This is a genomic window from Marinomonas ostreistagni (assembly GCF_016461785.1).
GTDB classification, from domain to species: domain Bacteria; phylum Pseudomonadota; class Gammaproteobacteria; order Pseudomonadales; family Marinomonadaceae; genus Marinomonas; species Marinomonas ostreistagni_A.
On record NZ_JAEMUH010000008.1, the window covers coordinates 38,243 to 56,586 of the forward strand.

The window sequence follows — 18,344 nt, forward strand, 5'->3', positions numbered from 1 at the left end:
ATATTCGATATTGAGCGCCTTAACGACGCCCTGTAAACCCATGTTCAGCTAAGAATGCAGCTGTCAACGTAGACTCTTTGCTTGGCGCTGACGTTGCTTGCGGAGCGATCAATCGTTCTAAATAGCGAGCGATTTGGTCCACCTCGACATTCACTTTCGTGCCCACTGTGTAGCTTGACATAATCGTCTCATCCGCTGTGTGAGGCACGATGCTGAGTTCAAACTCGTCATTCTCTAGCCCCGTCACCGTTAAACTAATGCCGTCCACACAAATGGAGCCTTTCAGCGCAATATAACGCATTAGCTCAGGCATTACCTTGACGCGATAGCGAATACTGCGTGCATCCGGCCAAATTGCACTGATTTCCCCAATTGCATCCACATGACCACTGACAAGGTGGCCACCAAGACGGGAAATAGGCTGCAACGCTTTTTCTAGGTTCACAGTTTGACCTACTTGCCACTGACCTAACGTCGTATGCGCTAAGGTTTCCGCTGAAACATCCGCCCAATAACTCGCACCTTCTAGGCGAGTCACGGTTAGACATACGCCATTGGTAGCGATGCTGTCTCCCAGCCTCACATCGGACATATCCAACGTTTGCGCGTGAATTTTTAGAGTTAGGTCGCCGCCTTTGCGCTGCAATTGCGCGACGCGACCAAACCCTTCAATGATGCCGGTAAACATTATGCGTCTTCTTCCTCACGGTAAATCGGCTGATACACCAACTTAATGTCGTTGCCGACTTTCGCCATGTCCAACAAGTTTAGCTCAACCGCATCCGACATGTGCTCCAGCGGTAAACTTAATAATGGACGTGCTTCAGAGCCCAGAAGTTTTGGCGCCATATAAATCACCAACTCATCCACTAAGCCAGAGTCAAGGAAAGCCCCCGCCAAGACTGCGCCAGTTTCCACTAACACTTCGTTGATGCCATCGTCAGCAAGTTGCCCCATGGCCTCGACAAGGTCCAAGCGCCCATCGTCCGCCAGCGGTAAAAAGCGCACGTCGACTTTTTTCTTCTGTAACGTTTTTAGATGATCTGCTTCGATCTCTTCTTCATCACAGAACACCAAGACTTCGTTGGTTGGGTAAAGAATTTTCGCTTCTGGCGGAATTGACAGCGCCGTATCCATGATCACACGCAGGGGCTGACGAACCGCTTTCGTGTCCGCCTCATGATCGTTCTCATCAATGCGCACAGTCATGCTTGGGTTATCCATGATCACCGAGCCAATGCCCGTCACCACGGCAGAACTTTGCGCACGCAGGCGTTGTACATCTTGGCGAGCTTCAGGTCCAGTAATCCACTGGCTTTCACCAGACTCCATTGCTGTGCGACCATCAACACTCATAGCCATTTTCACACGCACATAGGGCAAGCCTTCTTCCATGCGTTTGATAAAACCTGGATTTAATGCGCGGCATTCGTTTTCTAACAATGGACCCAGCACTTCGATGCCTGCGTCAGCGAGCATTTTTAAACCATTACCCGCCACTTGCGGATTGGGATCTTGCATGCCATATACCACGGTCGCAACACCTGCTTTGATCAAGGCTTCCGCGCAAGGTGGCGTACGGCCATAATGGCTGCATGGTTCTAGTGTGACATAAGCAGTCGCACCGTTGGCATCCGCTGTTAAGCTAGCTAGGGCTTGCACTTCCGCATGGCCTTCACCCGCTTTTTTATGAAAACCTTCACCAATGATTTGACCGTCTTTAACTATAACGCAGCCAACACGCGGATTGGGATGAGTGGTGTATAAACCTTTACGAGCCAACTGCACGGCACGTGACATAAATTCGTGATGATTGATAGCCATCAACTACTTCTCCTCAGGTGTTTGGTTTGCGCCCAGTTCTAAGCGATCAATTTCTTGGCGAAACTCACTGATATCTTTAAAGCTTCGGTAGACCGACGCAAAGCGCACATAGGCCACCTGATCGAGGCGTTTTAGCTCTTCCATCACGGCTTCACCCAACACCCGAGATGGCAGCTCACGTTCACCGGTTGCCTGAAGCTTTTCTTTGATTCGAGCAATGGCAGTTTCAAGCGCCTCGATACTCACTGGACGCTTTTCAATCGCTTTAATAATGCCTGAGCGCAATTTATCTTCGTCAAACGGCTCTCGGCTACCATCATTTTTGATGAGCTTTGGCATCTGCAATTCAGCGACTTCGAAGGTTGTAAAACGTTCCTGACAGTGGCCACAGGTCCGACGACGACGGACTTGCGCCCCTTCAGACACCAGTCGTGAATCCAGTACTTTGGTATCTTGTGTACCACAAAAAGGACAGCGCATCTTGGTTCCAATAGTTGGCAAAATTTCGTACGATTCAAGCCAAAACAAGATTGGCTTATGCATGGGCTAAATAATACCAACCCCATCACGCTATGGCTATAAAATGGCCTCGGTTTGCGCATTGCCGTCAACTATATCTGGGCACAAAAAGGAGGCCCAAAGATTATGCCATTTGCCGAGCTTTCAGGACTGCTAGCGGCGCTGTGCTGGACACTTTCTAGCTTACTTGCTCCTACTTTAATCAAACAATTCGGCACTTTCCGCTTTAACACCTTTCGGATTGTCATAGCCGCTTCGATGCTGCTGTTGATCAGTCTCTGGCGAGTGGAAGAGCTAGACCGTTTGGCGCTGTATCTAGGACCACTGGTACTCTCTGGCCTACTTGGCATTTTAATTGGTGATACGTTTTTATTCAGTGCAGTACACCGCCTAGGCCCAAGACGTGCTGGGGTACTATTCGCCATGAACGCGCCATTTTCGATCTTACTGGCGTGGCTGTTTTTAAATGAGCAACTCTCGTGGCAAGAACTTCTGAGCTGTGCCGTGGTACTAGTCGGCGTTATCATTGCCATTCTGTTTGGCCGTCGCGGTCAGACTCATGAATGGGAAAATACTCAAGGTTTGCTTTGGGTGGGTGTCTTGATGGGCTTGGGAGCGGCACTATGTCAAGCAATCGGTGCACTGATCGCCAAACCTGCGTTGGTCGCTGGTGTCGATCCGATTGTCGCCTCCGCAGTACGCGTTACCACGGGTGCGGTGGCACTCAGCGCCGTCTACATGTTGCTTTATCGCCCTAAGCATCAAGCAACACTTTCTGATGCTCGCTTATTTCCTATCTCAATATGGCTACGACTTTTGCTTTTGGCTACGGTCGGTATGGTGATCGGCATGAGTGTTTTAGTCTGGGGGGTTGCCAACGCCAACGTCGGGATTGTCACCACGCTTTCTGCGACGGTGCCAGTCTTGATTCTGCCTGGCTTATGGATCACCACTAAGAAAATCCCTGCTCTTGGGGCATGGATTGGAGCCTTTTTCGTTGTGGCTGGCGCGGTGGGGATTGTTCTGAATTAAACGGATATGTGCTATGCTTAGCGCCAAAATTTACATGTATTTTCATTGATTGTGAGCACCTTGATTAGATTGCTGGCGATCAACAGTTTCTTCAACTTAGGACAGACATAACCTTATGGCACAGTTTGTATACAGCATGAACCGCGTTGGCAAAGTCGTACCGCCAAAACGCGAGATTCTTAAAGACATCTCTCTGTCGTTTTTCCCAGGCGCTAAAATCGGTGTTTTGGGTCTAAACGGTTCTGGTAAATCTACACTACTTCGCATCATGGCGGGCGTTGATCAAGAGTACAACGGTGAAGCACGCCCGATGCCAGGTCTAAAAGTGGGCTACCTGCCTCAGGAACCTGAGCTAGATCCAACTAAAGACGTGCGTGGCATTGTTGAAGAATCTGTTGCTGATGTCAAAGAAGCGCTGGTTCGTCTTGATGAAGTGTACGCGGCTTACGCTGACCCTGATGCAGACTTCGATGCGCTAGCGGCAGAGCAAGCAGAGCTTGAAAACCTGATCACAGCGAAAGACGGTCACAACCTTGATCGTGCCCTAGAAGTTGCGGCGGATGCTCTTCGTCTTCCACCTTGGGATGCGAACGTTGAACATCTATCAGGTGGTGAGCGTCGCCGTGTGGCGCTATGTCGTCTACTGCTAGACAAGCCTGACATGATCCTTCTTGACGAGCCTACCAACCACTTGGACGCAGAGTCTGTAGCGTGGCTAGAACGCTTCCTGAAAGATTACCCAGGTACTGTTGTGGCGATTACCCACGACCGTTACTTCCTAGACAACGCTGCGGGCTGGATCCTTGAGCTTGACCGCGGCCACGGTATCCCATACGAAGGCAACTACTCTTCTTGGCTAGACCAGAAGAATGCGCGTCTTGAAATGGAAGCGAAGCAACAAGCATCGCACAACAAAGCGATTAAGTCTGAGCTTGAGTGGGTTCGTCAGAACGCTAAAGGCCGTCAGTCTAAGTCGAAAGCTCGTCTAGCACGTTTCGAAGAAATGAACTCGAAAGAATTCCAAGAACGTAACGAAACCAACGAGTTGTACATTCCACCTGGTCCACGTCTTGGTAACAAAGTAATTGAAATCGAAGGCGTATCCAAAGGTTTCGATGGCCGTGTATTGATCGAAGACTTCAACATGGTTGTGCCACCAGGCGCGATCGTAGGTGTTGTCGGTGGTAACGGTGCGGGTAAATCGACACTGTTCAAAATGATCGCTGGCATTGAACAACCTGACACAGGTTCTGTGACACTGGGTGAAACCGTACAACTTGCTTACGTTGATCAGATGCGTGAGCTAGATGGTGAAAAAACGGTCTTTGAAGAAATCTCTGACGGTCAAGACATCATCACAGTTCACAACTGGAAAGTCCCTGCACGTGCTTACATCGGCCGCTTCAACTTCAAAGGTTCTGACCAACAGAAGCTTGTGAAGCACCTATCTGGTGGTGAGCGTAACCGTCTGCACCTTGCTAAACTTCTAAAAGAAGGCGGCAACGTATTGCTATTGGACGAACCGACCAACGACCTAGACGTTGAAACATTGCGTGCCCTAGAGGAAGCGCTACTAGCGTTCCCAGGCTCTGCCATTGTTATTTCCCACGACCGTTGGTTCCTTGACCGTGTCGCGACTCACATCCTAGCGTACGAAGGCGACTCTAAAGCCGTATTCTTTGAAGGTAACTACCAAGAATACGAAGCCGACTACAAGTCTCGTACTGGTAAAGACGCTACGCCAACACGTATCAAATACAAACGTATCGACGCGTAATCTTCAGGATTATTCGCTTAGACATCTCGTTCAAAACACAATAGCCGCTTCATCGAAGCGGCTTTTTTACACATAAACTGACCTCTTGTGCTTTGTAGGACCGCGCTTCGCGCGGGAACAACATTGCCCCTAAAAGCACTTCCCTCGGAAACCGAGGTCTTACAATAAAGCCCCTAAGATAACTGCAAAACCTTCTTCGACGCCTCAGCCAAGAACCCTGAGCGGGATTTATATTTGGGATTTGCTGCCACAACTTTATCGATTTTGGTGATCAACAAATGTGGCAGGGTGACATTGATCTTCTCGCTTTTGCCAAGCAATGGTGTGATATCCACATTTACGATTGCCCAAACACCATTTCTGTAGTCTGGGTTGTCTTTTAAATCGGCAATCGGGCTAGCGATAGGGATATCCTCACCGTCTTCCAACATCAATTCTAAATGACTAAAAATTGCTTCTTCTGCCATTTCCAAGGCTTCATCAAAGGTATCGCCAGCAGAAAAACAGCCTGGAATATCAGGAACCGTAACGCCGTAACTTACGCCATTATCAGTATGTAATACGATTGGATATTTCATGTTCTACCTACCCATCAAGCTGCGCTTGTTTTCTGATGCTGTTAAACGTGCCAAGCGGCAAGTCTTTTTTCGGGTGCGGCACTGTCACCGTGCCTCGCTTCGTTGGATGTTTAAACTGAACGTGACTTCCTTTAACACGTACTTGATACCAGCCATCCTCCAACAAAAGCTGAATAACCTCTCTACTCTTCATACGATCATTCCTTTGATCTTCAGAATTTAAAATTATAACCCCAATAACCCCATATTTCCAATACAACGATTAACACACAAAAAAGCCGCATCTTTTCAGATACGGCTTCCATTAATCAAAGCTTTATGTAAAAAGACATTACACCTTGAAGCTACCCACTTGGCGATCCAGCTCTTCGAACAAGTCACTGATCTGTTTAGACTGTGATTGAACCATTTCTGAAACCGCTTGTACCTCGTCTGTCTGCGCTTTCATAGATGACAAGTTTTCATTGATTTCGTTAGAGACTGTCGATTGTTCTTGGGTCGCTTGGGCAGTTTGAGCGGCCATTTGCTGCACTTTACCGAAGGATTCTTCTAGCGAACCAAAGATTCGGATGACTTCGTCAAAGTTCGCAACGGTTGTATCTGCGTTGTTACGACTATTCTGAATCGCACGCGATGATTCTTGAACGTTCACCTTCAACTGCTCAATCATTGACTCTATTTCGTTGGTGCTGTCTTGTGTACGGGTTGCCAGAGTACGTACTTCGTCCGCTACCACGGCGAAACCTCGACCTTGCTCACCAGCACGAGCCGCCTCGATGGCTGCGTTCAATGCAAGTAAGTTGGTTTGCTCTGCGATATTGCGAATCACTTCCAGTACTGAGGCGATGGCTTCGGAGCTTTTCTCCAATTCACCAGCGCGATTTAGTGCATCATTGATATCTCGTACCAAACCATCAATTGCGCCTTGGGATGTATTCACAGCACGAATACCTTGGTTTGTCAGTTCACTAGATGTCTGTGCTTCGTTTGCAGTGTCGTTGGCAACACCCGCCATTTCTTGGTTTGACATGCTCATTTGGTGAGCAGCACTAACAATGGAATTCGATGCATTGACCAGATTCATAGTCACACCGGATGTACGATCAGAAGCATGGCTTAAGTCAGCTGTCATACCACCTAGCGTTTCAGATTGTTGTCGAATGCTGCCAATAATACCGCGTAAACGCTCAACGAACCCATCGAACTCATGCGCCAAGTCGCCCAATTCGTCTTTTGCTGTGGAGTTAATTCGCAATGTGAGATCGCCATCGCCTTCTGCAATTTCTTTAATACGCTCTGCAAGGCGCGTAACACGGTGGTTTAAACGCTTAGGAATGATGTAACCCGATACGCCAGCAATCACTAACGCAATGATGATAATGATCATTTCCCAACGCTCGAAAGCGTCTATCCGAGCAATCGATTCATCCTGAGCTTCAACTGCACGCTTACTTACCGTTTCACCTGCTACATCCAACACATCACGGATCATTGAAAAGCTCGTATTGGCTTTTTCAATTGCAGCATCGAGATTTTGTCCAGAGGAAACTAAGCTTAGTAGCGTCTGTTCATCGGCTTTCCATTGTTTGAAAAGGCTATCGAACTGTTTAAATTGCTCAAGCAACTGAGGCTCATCGACTAGAGCTGCTCGATACGCTTGGAAGCGATCAAAGACTTGTTGTGCATTGTCGTTAAAGTCCGCTAGGTTATCATCATAGTTGCCACGCTGGTTAATGATGGCATTTCGCCCAACCAATGCTTGATAAATATCTCTATCGGCATTGAGCACAAGGCTACTGGCAGCAAAATAATTGTCCGATTGCTTCTTAATCGTCGTTTTTTCAAGTTCCAGCATGTAAGAAGAACCAATGAATAACCCTACTAGGATAACGCCTAATAAAGCTATAGGGGCAGTAACTTTGGTTCGAATAGAGTTTAAGCGCATGATCAACCCAACCTTGTTTTTGTATTTAAAGCCATAATACTTGGTGTACTTTGGCACGAGCAATTCATCGTAACAATTGCAAACAATTCTGATCTCAAGTCGAATGATTGGTTATAGTATGGTCTAAATAAGTAAGTTTACTGTTAACTTAGGTAAGTCAAAAAGCTTTCGACAAGGATTTACACTGCATGAAAATCTCACCTGAGGAGCTTCATACGTTAGAAACGATAAAGTCAGATGAATACTCTTTAGATAAAACAACACCGTATGATAAAGACAGCTATTTGAAAATTCTTTGTTATGCGAAATATCTACAAATTGCGTTGATTCTTGTTTTCTTCATTATTGGCTGTGTGATTACTCCTGTGGCATTTGAAACCGGCAATAACCAAGAGATCAATACCTTCTGGTTACTAACTGTCTTACTCGGTGCACACTTATTTAGCCTTTTCTTGTGGCTGATGTTCCAACTGAAGAAACCTGTCCCAACCGCTTCAGAAACAACATGGTTTACTGATCTGCTTAAGCGCGCTGTCAATTTAACAGGAGCACATAATCAGTCTTTTCAATGTTATGTCAGGCTCCACTTTAGTCAGGCTACTGGGAGATGGTACCTTGGGCGTGTTGTCCACAGTGCTTGGATGGGCTATTTGATTGGCGGTCTACTCAGCGCACTGCTGTTTTTGATGACCCATCAAGTCACATTTGTTTGGGAAACCACACTGTTAACAGCGACGGACTTCCAATCATTAACCAAGCTAATTGGCACTTTACCTAGTTTGATCGGTATTCCTACGCCGAGCGTGGAAGACATCGCTACTAGCCAGATAAACAGTACATTTCAGTCTGATGAAACACGTAAAACGTGGGCTGTTTGGATACTCTCTTGCGTTTTTATTTACGGAGTTATGGTGCGCTTATTATGCACGGTGATATGCCATGTACTTTACCGCAAAAAAAGAAACGATTTGTGGCAACAATTGGTTCAGAGCAGACCTAAAACATATCATTCAACACGAGAAATTATCGATGAGAACCACCATGATACTGCCGTTAGCAGAACAAATATCACTCCCCTAGATGCTCTTTCTGTCGCGGATTTCCCTTCTGATAGTTCCTATTTTTTATTTGAATGGAGCCGTGTTGCCCCCTCTATTGTTGCCTCAAACAATGCCATAGTGCCTTTAAATGATAGCGTAGCGCAGCAGCATTACCTTGAAGATTCGAACAATGATCGCATCATAGTCATTGATGCAGAAGCAAGTCCAGATCGAGGATCGCTACGTTTTATGAGAAATGCTGACTCTGTGACGAGAAGCTTTTATTTGCATGGTAATAGGTTTGCACACGCTTGGTCGCAAGCTTTACAGGAAAATGGCATTGCAGCAGAAAAGGTCGCTCGTATGAAAGATCAATCAGAGGATAGTTTATGACAACTTCATTGCTCATTGTCGGACATGCCAACACCGGTAAAACCTCTCTGATCCGTACGCTCATTCGAGATCATGAGTTTGGCGATGTGCAAAACTATTCCGGTACAACACGCCATGTGGAAAAGATTTCTTTATTACTAGGAGATCAGCCCCTACTTGATCTGATTGATACTCCAGGATTCGAAGACTCAATTAGCCTTTGGCAAAACCGCCAACGCCATGAGCATCAACACGTTTCAAATGAAAAATGGCTTGAATTAGTACAACAAGACTCGTCATTGATTGCTGACTTTGAACAAGAACTAAAAGTCATAAAGCAATTAAGTCGCTGCGATATTATTTTGTATGTTATCGACTTACGCCAAGCACCGCTAGGGAAGTATCTTGATGAACTCAGCATTCTCGCTTGCGCTAATAAGCCGATCGTGCCGATTTTAAATTTCAGTCGTAATGCTTCAAATCATGAAAAAGAGTGGAAGCGTTGCCTCGCCGAACGTCAACTGCATGCTTATGTCCGCTACGATACAGTGGCCTTCTACTTAGCAGATGAGCGTAAGCTTTATCAAACATTACAAAGCCTTTTACCGGAACAATACGATCAGCTTCAAGCGCTAACAAAACAACGTGAACAAGATGCTGAGTTAAGGCTCGCAAACACCAAAACAGCCTTAGCTGAATTACTGATTAACTGTGCGACGACACAGCAACTGTGTCAATCAAATACCCCCACAGCAAACGAGTCAAATGCCTTTGAAGACAGCATTCGTGAGCTTGAAAATAGATTTGTGGAAAGGTGCTTAAACTTATACGCATTCCGCAAAGAAGATGTAGCGCTTGAGGCTTTGCCAATTCATCAAGGACAATGGCAACAAGATTTATTTGATGCGGATACCCTTAAAAGCTGGGGGATTAGCACAGGCTCAAGCGCAGCCACTGGAGCAGTGATTGGCGCTGGCATTGATATTTTGAGTGCTGGGTTAACTCTAGGAACAGCAACGACTTTAGGAGCATTAATAGGTGCTGGCCTACAGACTGGACGCTCTTTTAAAAGCATATTATTCAATAAACTGCGCAATCGTTCCGTGCTTGCCCTCAAACCCGAGAGCCTCATAACGATTTTTTGGCGCAGCGCTAAACTCATAAGCCACTTGCATCATCGTGGTCATGCCAGCCAAGAAGCCTATCAAGGAGAAAGCGCGTCAAAGATACCAAGCACTGACATTGCTCATCTCGAAGTGCTATTTCAAAAGCTTAGTCAACGCTCTGAGTGGCAGTCTATTTCTCAGCTACCGGATCATGCTTTAATCAGGAAATTAAACCAAGAGATTGAAACGGCTGTCGAATCAAATCAATAAGGTTTACAGTAAGTTAAGGGCCTCATCCAGTTCTGTTTGCTTCGCTTTCATTAACGCCTCGCAGTGCGCAACCAACTCGGGAATATCTTTCTCTGTCATCCCCTTGGTATAGATAGGGTCCATCACCTCAACTTTTACTCGTCCATTATTAAGTCGGTTTAATTTAACTTGATGGTGAGTCGAACTACACACGACAGGTATGATCGGTACACCAGACTGAATTGCTGCATGAAACGCCCCGCGTTTAAATGGCAAAAAGCCTCTACCGCGACTTCTAGTCCCCTCAGGGAACATCCAAATAGACAGGCCTGTATCACGCATTTGCTCGACGATTTGAGCAATGGTCGCAATGGCTTTGCTGCGGTCATTGCGGTGGATTAGGAAATTCCCTGTTGCCCAATACAACCAGCCAAAAAATGGAATCCATTTCAAGGTACTTTTCCCAACTGTTACGGTGCTGTGTGGCACCACATGGGAGAACGTAAATAGGTCATAGTTGTTCTGGTGGTTGGCAATATAAACGGCTTGAGGCACATCATAAGCTTTATATGACACATGTTTGTAGACACGCAAACCAAATAGCTTGGCCACTGGTGCAAATGCCTTAGCGATGTAGTACACACGATCTTTGGAAAGCGCTAAAAATAGGCTCATTACTAAGCCTCCAGCGGTTACGAGCACAATTAGAAAAAACAAAGCTACCAGTCGAAATAACGCGATCATGTCACACCTTTTTTATCACGCAGGTCTTATTAGTTTAGTTCAATGCCTAGCCCACAACACCCTGGGCTAGGACGACTATTTTCGCCAACGTGCATCACGCCAGAAGTCAATTTGTGCAGGCTCTAAAAAGCTCCAAGCGACGAAACGGCTTACTTTCTGCCCCTGCGCCATCTCAATGGTTTTTACTTGGACAGCACCAACGGACTTCAATACACGGTACAACGCTGCTAAATTTTCCTTACGAGCAACCAGTGATGTAAACCAAAAACATCGATCTTTCACTTCCACACTTTCTTTGATCATGCGTGAAATAAAGCCCGTTTCCCCCCCTTCACACCAAAGTTCAGGGGCTTGACCTCCAAAATTCAACGTAGTCTTTTTGGCATCCCCCTTAACGCCGCGCCACTTACGCTTATTTTCTGACGTCATGGCATCTTGGCTAGAGTGAAACGGAGGATTGCACAAGGTCACATCAAATACTTCATCCTGTTGCCAAATACCCGCAAAAACATGCTGCATATTGCTTTGATGACGGAGTTGAATGCGCTTTTTTAAGCTTGGGTTCGCGTCAACTACAGTTTGTGCCGATTGCACAGCAATATTGTTGGCGTCACTACCAACAAACTGCCAACCGTACTCTTGGGAACCAATAATTGGATAGACACAGTTCGCCCCGGTTCCAACATCTAATGCCTTGATGCCTCGGCCACGAGGGATCTGACCCGCATTGCTTTCAGCCAACAAATCTGCAAGATAATGAATGTAGTCTGCTCGTCCTGGGATTGGCGGACATAAATACCCTTCAGGAATATCCCAAAACAGCACCCCATAAAAATGGTTCAATAGGGCTCGGTTCAACACTTTAACCGCATTAGGATCGGCAAAGTCAATGGTTTGAGTGCCGTATTGGTTGAGCTGAATGTAAGGCGCAAGCTCTGGGCACGAGTCTGCCAACAACGAAAAATTGTAGCGTGCTCGATGAGGGTTTCGAGGATGTAACGTTAGCTTGTGCTCTTTTTTAGCCATACGAAGGTTAAACCATTTTATAAATCTGACAGGGCATAAGAGTTTATTTTACTGAGTTTTACCCCCAACAAACAAACCCTAAGGTGTGACTGGGTAAGGAATCATACTTTGCACCACGTTTGCGCAAAGATTTCTTAGCCACAGACCTCCCGGGTCCTGACTCTGCTCTGATGGCCAAGACAAGCAATAATCGATCGGCGGGAAGTCATAAGGTAACGGCTTAATCACCAAACCAAACTGCTCTTGAAAACGATACGCAAGCAATTGACTGGTACTAAACAGCAAATCGGTTTTACCCACCGCTTCCAGTGCAGACATAAAATACGGCGTACGCAACGTATAGCGACGCTCTTTAGCCCGATCGCCCAGTGCCGATTCACTGTAAATTTGACTGCTGCCACCCAATGTCACTAAGACATGATTGTAAGACAAGAATTCATCCAAACTGATGGTTGGCTTCTCCGCCAAGGGATGATCTTTGGCCATGATGCAACCAAATCGTTCGCGCCCTAGAATCTTACTTTCAAAGCGTGAGGGCAATTGCACATACTCGCTGCAAAGCACCGCATCCACTGTTTGATTTTCAGATCGAAGCAAGCTGTTCTCGGTTACCAAACTAGTTTCTAGGGACGCATTGGGGGCCAGCTGATAAAACCGCTCGGCAATGGTCGGCATGTAAGCTTGCGCTTGATAATGGGACGTTTGCAGACGAAATACCCGCTCCGACTTATGTGGCACAAACTCTTGATCGTTGCTTAAGCCATTCATCTGCTCAAGTATCTGACGCAGTGGCATCTCTAATGCCAAAGCTTTTGCAGTCGGTAACATTTCCTTGTGCGTTCTAATGAATAAAGGGTCATCAAAAGCCTCACGTAAGCGGCTCAAAGTGCGACTCATCGCAGGCTGACTCAGATACAGTTTGTTTGCAACTCGGCCGACGTTTCGCTCTTCTAACAAATATAACAGTGCGGTCAGAGTTTTGATGTCCAGATGCATCATACTGCTATTCAACATAGTAATATCCATTTATTGAATAATATTTAGAAGCATTATGCATTGGATAACATAGCAAAACTAGCACACCATTTAGGCTTATGACATGGGCCTGCTAAATGGGGAAAAAGTTATGCCAATTTCAAGTCGCCAAGCCTTTTTATATGGTTTGTTCTTCTGCACCGTGTGTGTGCTGTTTTGGAGTGCTTTACCGATTGTTCTGAAACTGTCTGGTGGCTTTTCTGACCCCGCAACGCTAACCTGGTTGCGCTTCTCCGTAGCTGGGATCATTTTACTGGCTTGGCAGGGATGGCGAGGAAAGCTCTATGAGTTTACCAAACTGACCAAGAAACAATGGTTAACATTGGCCGCTGCAGGCAGTTTGTTAATCATCAACTACAGCTTTTTCGCGTGGAGCTTGGATTTTTTACATCCAGGTGTGGCGCAACTTAGTTTCCAAGTCGCACCCTTATTCTTGGCACTTGGGGGCATGATATTTTTCAAAGAAAAAATCCGCTGGCCACAGTGGCTATGCTTTGCCGTACTGGGTTTAGGTATGGTGATCTTTTTTCATCCAGTCCTAAGTGGTCAAATCAGCGGTGACCCAAGTATCCTTGCACTTGGCTTTTTGATTGTACAAACATCAGCTTGTGCGTGGTGCTTTTATGCCTTATTGCAGAAATCACTATTTAAAGTACTGTCCTCTACCAATATTTTATTGGGTATTTACATGTATGCCTTAGTCGTAATGCTGCCGTTTACCAGCCCGAGCGATTTGCTTGAGATGAACAGTGATCAAGCATTAGTCGCGGCGTTCTGTTGTTTTAATACCTTGATTGCTTATGGCGCTTTCGCTCAGGCACTGAACTACTGGCAAACCGTTCAAGTCAGTGCCTCTATTGCGCTGACGCCAGTCATCGCCTTTATCGCAACGGAAGCGTGTGTGGCGTTAGGGTTGTGGCAAGGAGTCATCATCTCTAGCCATGCGGACAGCCTGAGTTTATTCGGCATGGCTTTAGTTGTAGGCGCTGCTATTTCCGTACAGTTTATTACTGCGGCATTGAATAAACGACAAGCCAGACTGGATTCATTACAAACAACGACGGCTTAATAAGCAAAATCTGAATTCCCCCACTACACTAAAGAAGTACCTTTCGTTGAGTGGGGGTGTTTATGAAATTTGAAAGTCTTTGTGTCCAAGACATCATGTCCCACGACACGTTCCATGTTTATCCGACGACACGCATTGATGACTGCGCCGAGCAATTGGCTCGACACAAACTCAGTGGTGCGCCGGTCACCGATCAATACGATCACGTCATCGGTTTTGTTTCTGAACAAGACTTATTAGAGCCGTTAAGCCAAGCCGTTTATTACTGTCATCAACCTAAAAATGTGGAAAGTGTGATGCGTTCAAACGTGCTGACCGTGACACCAACCATGCAAGTCATGCAAATTGCTAAATTGATGATGGAAGATAAACCAAAGATCTTTCCCGTGGTGGAAGAAGGTCGCCTAGTGGGCGTTATCACTCGACGTTTGGTGACTCAGGCACTGCTGCAGGCGCAAAAACAATGCGTTCCCGTATAAGCGATTAGGCAGAGAGAAAATAAGGCATAGAATCAGGAAGCGAGGTTCTGACCAATCCAGAATGGGATCAACGTCAGAGATAACACCATGGCGATCGCTACGAGGGTAAATAGAAATTCCACTGGATTTTGGCGTGCATGGGCTAAAAAGCCAACCAGCCAATCACGTGCGCTGATGTTTTGAGCTCTGGCTGCACGCGCTGATTGATCTTCTGCAATCAGCGCTTTTGCCTGTTGGGCTTGGTCTTTGTCGCGTACCCAAATTCCCGCCATAGAAATTTGCCAACGCCCTGCACTGGTTTCGTAAAACTCAATATCATGTTCGTTCAGTAACGCACGGATATCGTCCGCTTCTTCTTCAGGAACATTCTTTAAACGAAATACCAATTGTGCCACGTTTGTTTCTCCAGGCTCGCGAGTTATCTGTATGGCGCGCAGAATAACAGACCCCAATCGTCAATCAAACGCTTATTCACTCTGATGCGCTTTCTGACGAATACTTAAGGTCAGAGATGCCACTTCAAAGCCAAACTTTGTCAGTACTGATTCATTGATCAAATGATCTGGTGTAACCAGATACATACGATCATCGACATTCAAATCAATGGTATCGCCATCATAAGGCACCCGTAACACGTACTCCATAAACAGCGCATTACCAGATGTTTCTAAACGCCCTGCTCCGATTACGTCCCCTGCTGTTGCGGTATAGGTGCCATCACCATTCGGGGTTAGCGTCCAAATGCGCTCCTGCTGTTCCCCATCATCGAATACAAACCACTCTTCCAGTGTGCCCACGCCATTTTCCCAGCTGCCTTTTAAGTCAGCGTAAAAATAACGTGTTACTTTACCACCTCGATCTTTCAGCACACCATGAGCGACGAGATCACCTTGAAAGAAGCTTTCCACCTTAAACTCAGGTTGATTACTGGCATACTCCTCTACCGATGTAGAAGAACAAGCGGTTAGCCATAACATGGCAAAAAACAGGGCCATTATTCGAATCATACGAGCCTCCATTGGCGCAAATTGGGTCAGTTCAAAATTATTCTGGGTACTGGTAGCGAATATCGACGGTTTGGTATTTGCCATCACTGCTAGCAATGTTGCCGCGCCCATTGAAGCGCAATAAATTACGAGTGTCTGGGTCGTACGCCACCGTAATTGGGTCAACAGCGAGGGACACAAACCAAGAAGTAGGTGTAATCGCAAAACACACCGCATCCGCCCGGGTATTCGCTAAACAATTAACGCGCCCGACCTCAAACCCGACTGTTGTCAAACGACTGGGAACTAGGTAATCAATTTGCATGGAAGTATTGCTTAATAGCTCTTCCCAATGAATTTTTACATAACGATCAAAGCCAGCATCGACCAACAAATGCTCATTCACTTTGATTCGCTTATCAAACACGACAGCACCAGATTCTTCTCGATATTGAACCTTTATCTGATCACCTTCAGAGGAAACTTTTATCCACTCTCCACGCAGTGTGTTCTCTTGTTCAAAAGCGGGTGCTTGTTCATATTGACCATAATGTAAGTGCTTCTCAGCAAACAACTTTCCGTTTGGGTCGTAATATTTGACCTCATGTTGATTACCCTCAACATATCGATGTTTCTCAACATAAATCAACTTCTGACTGTCTATATCAAATGCTTCACCAATCACAACTTTAGATTGCTGTGCTAAAGCTGGAAAGGTGATGACCAGTACCAACAGAGCGAATGTGTGTTTAAACATGCTGTTTGCGTCCATTACGTTTTTGAGTAAGTTTTGCCACAAAGACGCCTACCTGCATGACCCAAAACCAGATAAACGCCATCAAAGCCCAAGTTGCGATAGTAGAGCGCCCAAATGACACTTCTGCGAAATCAGCACCGACTAGGTAGCTCATGGGGGCAAAAAATGCGGCTAAGGCACTTAGTAACCAAGGACGATCCAAGCCCCAACTCAGACAATGAAAGAATAAAGATCCCACACCTGCCCACAGTCCGAGCAACCAAGGTGGAGGAATAGGAAACGTCCAGATAGACGAAGGCATTTGTAACCAGCCATCAAAGATCAATGCCCCATCAATAATGATGCCAAGGCCGACAAACAAAAGTATCAACCACCACTCACGCTGGTTGCGGACAAAGTAAATATGATGGATAACAAAATACACTACGATAGCGGCCACCGCCCAGTTGTCTCCTCCGAGCACGCAGGCGAACCAAAATAACTGAAAGCTGATGGCATTGAGCAGAGACTTCATCATAACAGGCCTCCGTCAGGGTCCTCGCCTAACGACGAGGAAAACGGTATTGAGGTTTGGCGAAAACGAACTGACCAGTACTGATTGCACGCTCTCTGAAGCCACCTTCACAGTAGGCTAAGTAGTAATCCCACATACGACAAAACACATCATCAAACCCTTGGCTCTTGACTGTTTCAATTTCGTGATGGAAACGCTCACGCCAATCAGCCAAAGTATCAGCGTAATGCTCGGTAATGTCTTCCACAGCAATAATTTGCATATCTGTTTTACGCGCTATTTTTTCTGCGATCACAGCGTTAGAAGGCAAACAACCACCAGGGAAAATATATCGCTGAATAAAGTCAACTGACTTACGGGCATAGTCATAACGCTGGTCTGCAATCGTAATAGCTTGAATCACCATCAGACCATCCGGCTTTAGTAATTGACTGCATTGAGTGAAATAGCTGTCATAAAACTCATGACCAACCGCTTCGATCATCTCAATTGAGACCAACTTATCGTATTGGCCTTTTAGGTCACGGTAATCTTCAAGCAACAAGGTAATCTTGTCTTGCAATCCTAGCTCTAGAACTCGAGCTTTGGCGTAGTCATATTGCTCTTGTGAAATAGTGGTTGTCGTGACATGGCAGTCATAATGCTGCGCCGCGTGAATAGCCATCCCTCCCCAACCTGTACCAATTTCAAGCAAATGGTCACCGGGACTGAGTTCAAGCTTTTGGCAGATTCTATCCAGCTTGTGAACAGATGCTTCAAAGAGGGTAGATTCAGGCGTAGGGTAAATCGCAGCGGAATACATCATGGTTGGGTCTAAAAACAACTCGAAAAAATCATTGCCCAAATCATAATGTGCCGAAATATTTTTGCGTGATCCATTTTTGGTATTGGCATTAAAAGTATGGAAAAGCTTAGTGGCCAAGCGCATCCAAAGCGAGCCATTCGAATCAGCTTCATTTATGACATTAAGGTTCGCACACATCAAGCGAATAACGGCAGTGAGGTCGGGCGTACTCCAATAACCTTTCATGTAAGCTTCTGCTGCCCCAATACTCGTACTTGAAAAAACATCTTTGTAGGCATGCGAATCGTGGACAGTAATATGAGCATGGTACGGTGTTTCAGAAAGGCTCTGTCCAAAAGTATAGGTATTATCGCCATCCTCTAGCACTAAATGCCCTAATTCAAGACGCTCTAAAATGGCTAGTACAGCTCTTTTAGAGGCTTTATCTACAATACTTCGACGATTTGTTTTTTTCTTTAAACCGACACTGACTGAGTTGATCATCAAA

20 protein-coding genes are annotated in these 18,344 nt (G+C 46.0%); 6 read left to right on the forward strand and 14 right to left on the reverse strand.

Annotated features, from left to right (window positions below):
* Nucleotides 1–19: 19 nt before the first annotated feature.
* Genes JHD44_RS09575 through nrdR form a run of 3 tightly spaced genes read right to left on the reverse strand, consistent with a single transcriptional unit; the run spans nt 20 to nt 2,304 of the window.
* Nucleotides 20–688 (reverse strand): riboflavin synthase, encoded by a 669-nt coding sequence (locus JHD44_RS09575; RefSeq protein WP_199462534.1) that lies wholly within the window; start codon nt 686–688, stop codon nt 20–22.
* Nucleotides 688–1,824 (reverse strand): bifunctional diaminohydroxyphosphoribosylaminopyrimidine deaminase/5-amino-6-(5-phosphoribosylamino)uracil reductase RibD, encoded by a 1,137-nt coding sequence (gene ribD / locus JHD44_RS09580; protein ID WP_199462535.1) that lies wholly within the window; start codon nt 1,822–1,824, stop codon nt 688–690. The genes JHD44_RS09575 and ribD overlap by 1 nt, the downstream gene beginning before the upstream one ends.
* Nucleotides 1,825–1,827: 3 nt before the next feature.
* Entirely contained in the window at nt 1,828–2,304 is a 477-nt protein-coding gene (nrdR, locus tag JHD44_RS09585) for a transcriptional regulator NrdR (protein ID WP_199462669.1), read from the reverse strand.
* Between the two features lie 165 nt (nt 2,305–2,469).
* Here nrdR and JHD44_RS09590 point away from each other — a divergent pair, with 165 nt between their 5' ends.
* Nucleotides 2,470–3,375 (forward strand): DMT family transporter, encoded by a 906-nt coding sequence (locus JHD44_RS09590; RefSeq protein WP_199462536.1) that lies wholly within the window; start codon nt 2,470–2,472, stop codon nt 3,373–3,375.
* A 115-nt stretch (nt 3,376–3,490) separates the two neighbouring features.
* Nucleotides 3,491–5,152 (forward strand): energy-dependent translational throttle protein EttA, encoded by a 1,662-nt coding sequence (gene ettA / locus JHD44_RS09595; protein WP_199462537.1) that lies wholly within the window; start codon nt 3,491–3,493, stop codon nt 5,150–5,152.
* A 173-nt stretch (nt 5,153–5,325) separates the two neighbouring features.
* Here the strand turns inward: ettA and JHD44_RS09600 are convergent, their stop codons facing one another.
* From JHD44_RS09600 to JHD44_RS09610, 3 genes are all read right to left on the reverse strand, one after another.
* A complete protein-coding gene (locus tag JHD44_RS09600) occupies nt 5,326–5,730 on the reverse strand; it encodes a type II toxin-antitoxin system HicB family antitoxin (RefSeq protein WP_199462538.1) in 405 nt (134 codons plus the stop codon).
* 7 nt (nt 5,731–5,737) lie between these two features.
* Nucleotides 5,738–5,923, reverse strand: coding sequence for a type II toxin-antitoxin system HicA family toxin (locus JHD44_RS09605; protein WP_133564410.1), 186 nt, complete (start codon nt 5,921–5,923; stop codon nt 5,738–5,740).
* A gap of 138 nt (nt 5,924–6,061) precedes the next feature.
* Entirely contained in the window at nt 6,062–7,675 is a 1,614-nt protein-coding gene (locus JHD44_RS09610) for a methyl-accepting chemotaxis protein (protein WP_199462539.1), read from the reverse strand.
* 188 nt (nt 7,676–7,863) lie between these two features.
* Between JHD44_RS09610 and JHD44_RS09615 the strand changes: the two genes are divergently transcribed.
* A complete protein-coding gene (locus JHD44_RS09615; protein ID WP_199462540.1) occupies nt 7,864–9,108 on the forward strand; it encodes a DUF2868 domain-containing protein in 1,245 nt (414 codons plus the stop codon).
* Complete coding sequence (locus JHD44_RS09620) at nt 9,105–10,463, forward strand: GTPase/DUF3482 domain-containing protein (protein WP_199462541.1); 1,359 nt, start codon at nt 9,105–9,107, stop codon at nt 10,461–10,463. Before JHD44_RS09615 ends, JHD44_RS09620 begins: the two co-directional genes overlap by 4 nt.
* 3 nt (nt 10,464–10,466) lie before the next feature.
* Here the strand turns inward: JHD44_RS09620 and JHD44_RS09625 are convergent, their stop codons facing one another.
* The 3 genes from JHD44_RS09625 to JHD44_RS09635 all read right to left on the reverse strand — a co-directional run bounded on the left by JHD44_RS09625 (nt 10,467) and on the right by JHD44_RS09635 (nt 13,226).
* Nucleotides 10,467–11,117, reverse strand: coding sequence for a 1-acylglycerol-3-phosphate O-acyltransferase (locus tag JHD44_RS09625; RefSeq protein ID WP_233401981.1), 651 nt, complete (start codon nt 11,115–11,117; stop codon nt 10,467–10,469).
* A gap of 144 nt (nt 11,118–11,261) precedes the next feature.
* On the reverse strand, nt 11,262–12,212 hold the full coding sequence (rlmF, locus tag JHD44_RS09630) for a 23S rRNA (adenine(1618)-N(6))-methyltransferase RlmF (protein ID WP_199462543.1): 951 nt from the start codon (nt 12,210–12,212) through the stop codon (nt 11,262–11,264).
* A gap of 78 nt (nt 12,213–12,290) precedes the next feature.
* Nucleotides 12,291–13,226, reverse strand: coding sequence for a LysR family transcriptional regulator (locus JHD44_RS09635; RefSeq protein ID WP_199462544.1), 936 nt, complete (start codon nt 13,224–13,226; stop codon nt 12,291–12,293).
* Between the two features lie 112 nt (nt 13,227–13,338).
* On the opposite strand from JHD44_RS09635, the gene JHD44_RS09640 reads away from it, so the two are divergent.
* Nucleotides 13,339–14,316, forward strand: a complete 978-nt coding sequence (locus JHD44_RS09640) for a DMT family transporter (protein ID WP_199462545.1) — start codon at nt 13,339–13,341, stop codon at nt 14,314–14,316.
* 62 nt (nt 14,317–14,378) lie between these two features.
* Complete coding sequence (locus JHD44_RS09645) at nt 14,379–14,795, forward strand: CBS domain-containing protein (RefSeq protein ID WP_199462546.1); 417 nt, start codon at nt 14,379–14,381, stop codon at nt 14,793–14,795.
* A 32-nt stretch (nt 14,796–14,827) separates the two neighbouring features.
* Here the strand turns inward: JHD44_RS09645 and JHD44_RS09650 are convergent, their stop codons facing one another.
* From JHD44_RS09650 to JHD44_RS09670, 5 genes are all read right to left on the reverse strand, one after another.
* Entirely contained in the window at nt 14,828–15,190 is a 363-nt protein-coding gene (locus JHD44_RS09650; protein WP_199462547.1) for a DUF6164 family protein, read from the reverse strand.
* Nucleotides 15,191–15,262: 72 nt separating this feature from the next.
* Nucleotides 15,263–15,802, reverse strand: a complete 540-nt coding sequence (locus JHD44_RS09655) for a DUF3833 domain-containing protein (protein WP_199462548.1) — start codon at nt 15,800–15,802, stop codon at nt 15,263–15,265.
* Between the two features lie 37 nt (nt 15,803–15,839).
* Nucleotides 15,840–16,538 carry a hypothetical protein gene (locus JHD44_RS09660; protein ID WP_199462549.1) on the reverse strand — a complete coding sequence of 233 codons (699 nt, stop codon included), beginning with the start codon at nt 16,536–16,538 and terminating at the stop codon, nt 15,840–15,842.
* Entirely contained in the window at nt 16,531–17,055 is a 525-nt protein-coding gene (locus tag JHD44_RS09665) for a DUF2878 domain-containing protein (RefSeq protein WP_199462550.1), read from the reverse strand. Before JHD44_RS09665 ends, JHD44_RS09660 begins: the two co-directional genes overlap by 8 nt.
* Before the next feature lie 25 nt (nt 17,056–17,080).
* Nucleotides 17,081–18,340: an SAM-dependent methyltransferase gene (locus JHD44_RS09670; RefSeq protein ID WP_199462551.1), complete on the reverse strand. Its 1,260-nt coding sequence runs from the start codon at nt 18,338–18,340 to the stop codon at nt 17,081–17,083.
* Between the last annotated feature and the right edge of the window lie 4 nt (nt 18,341–18,344).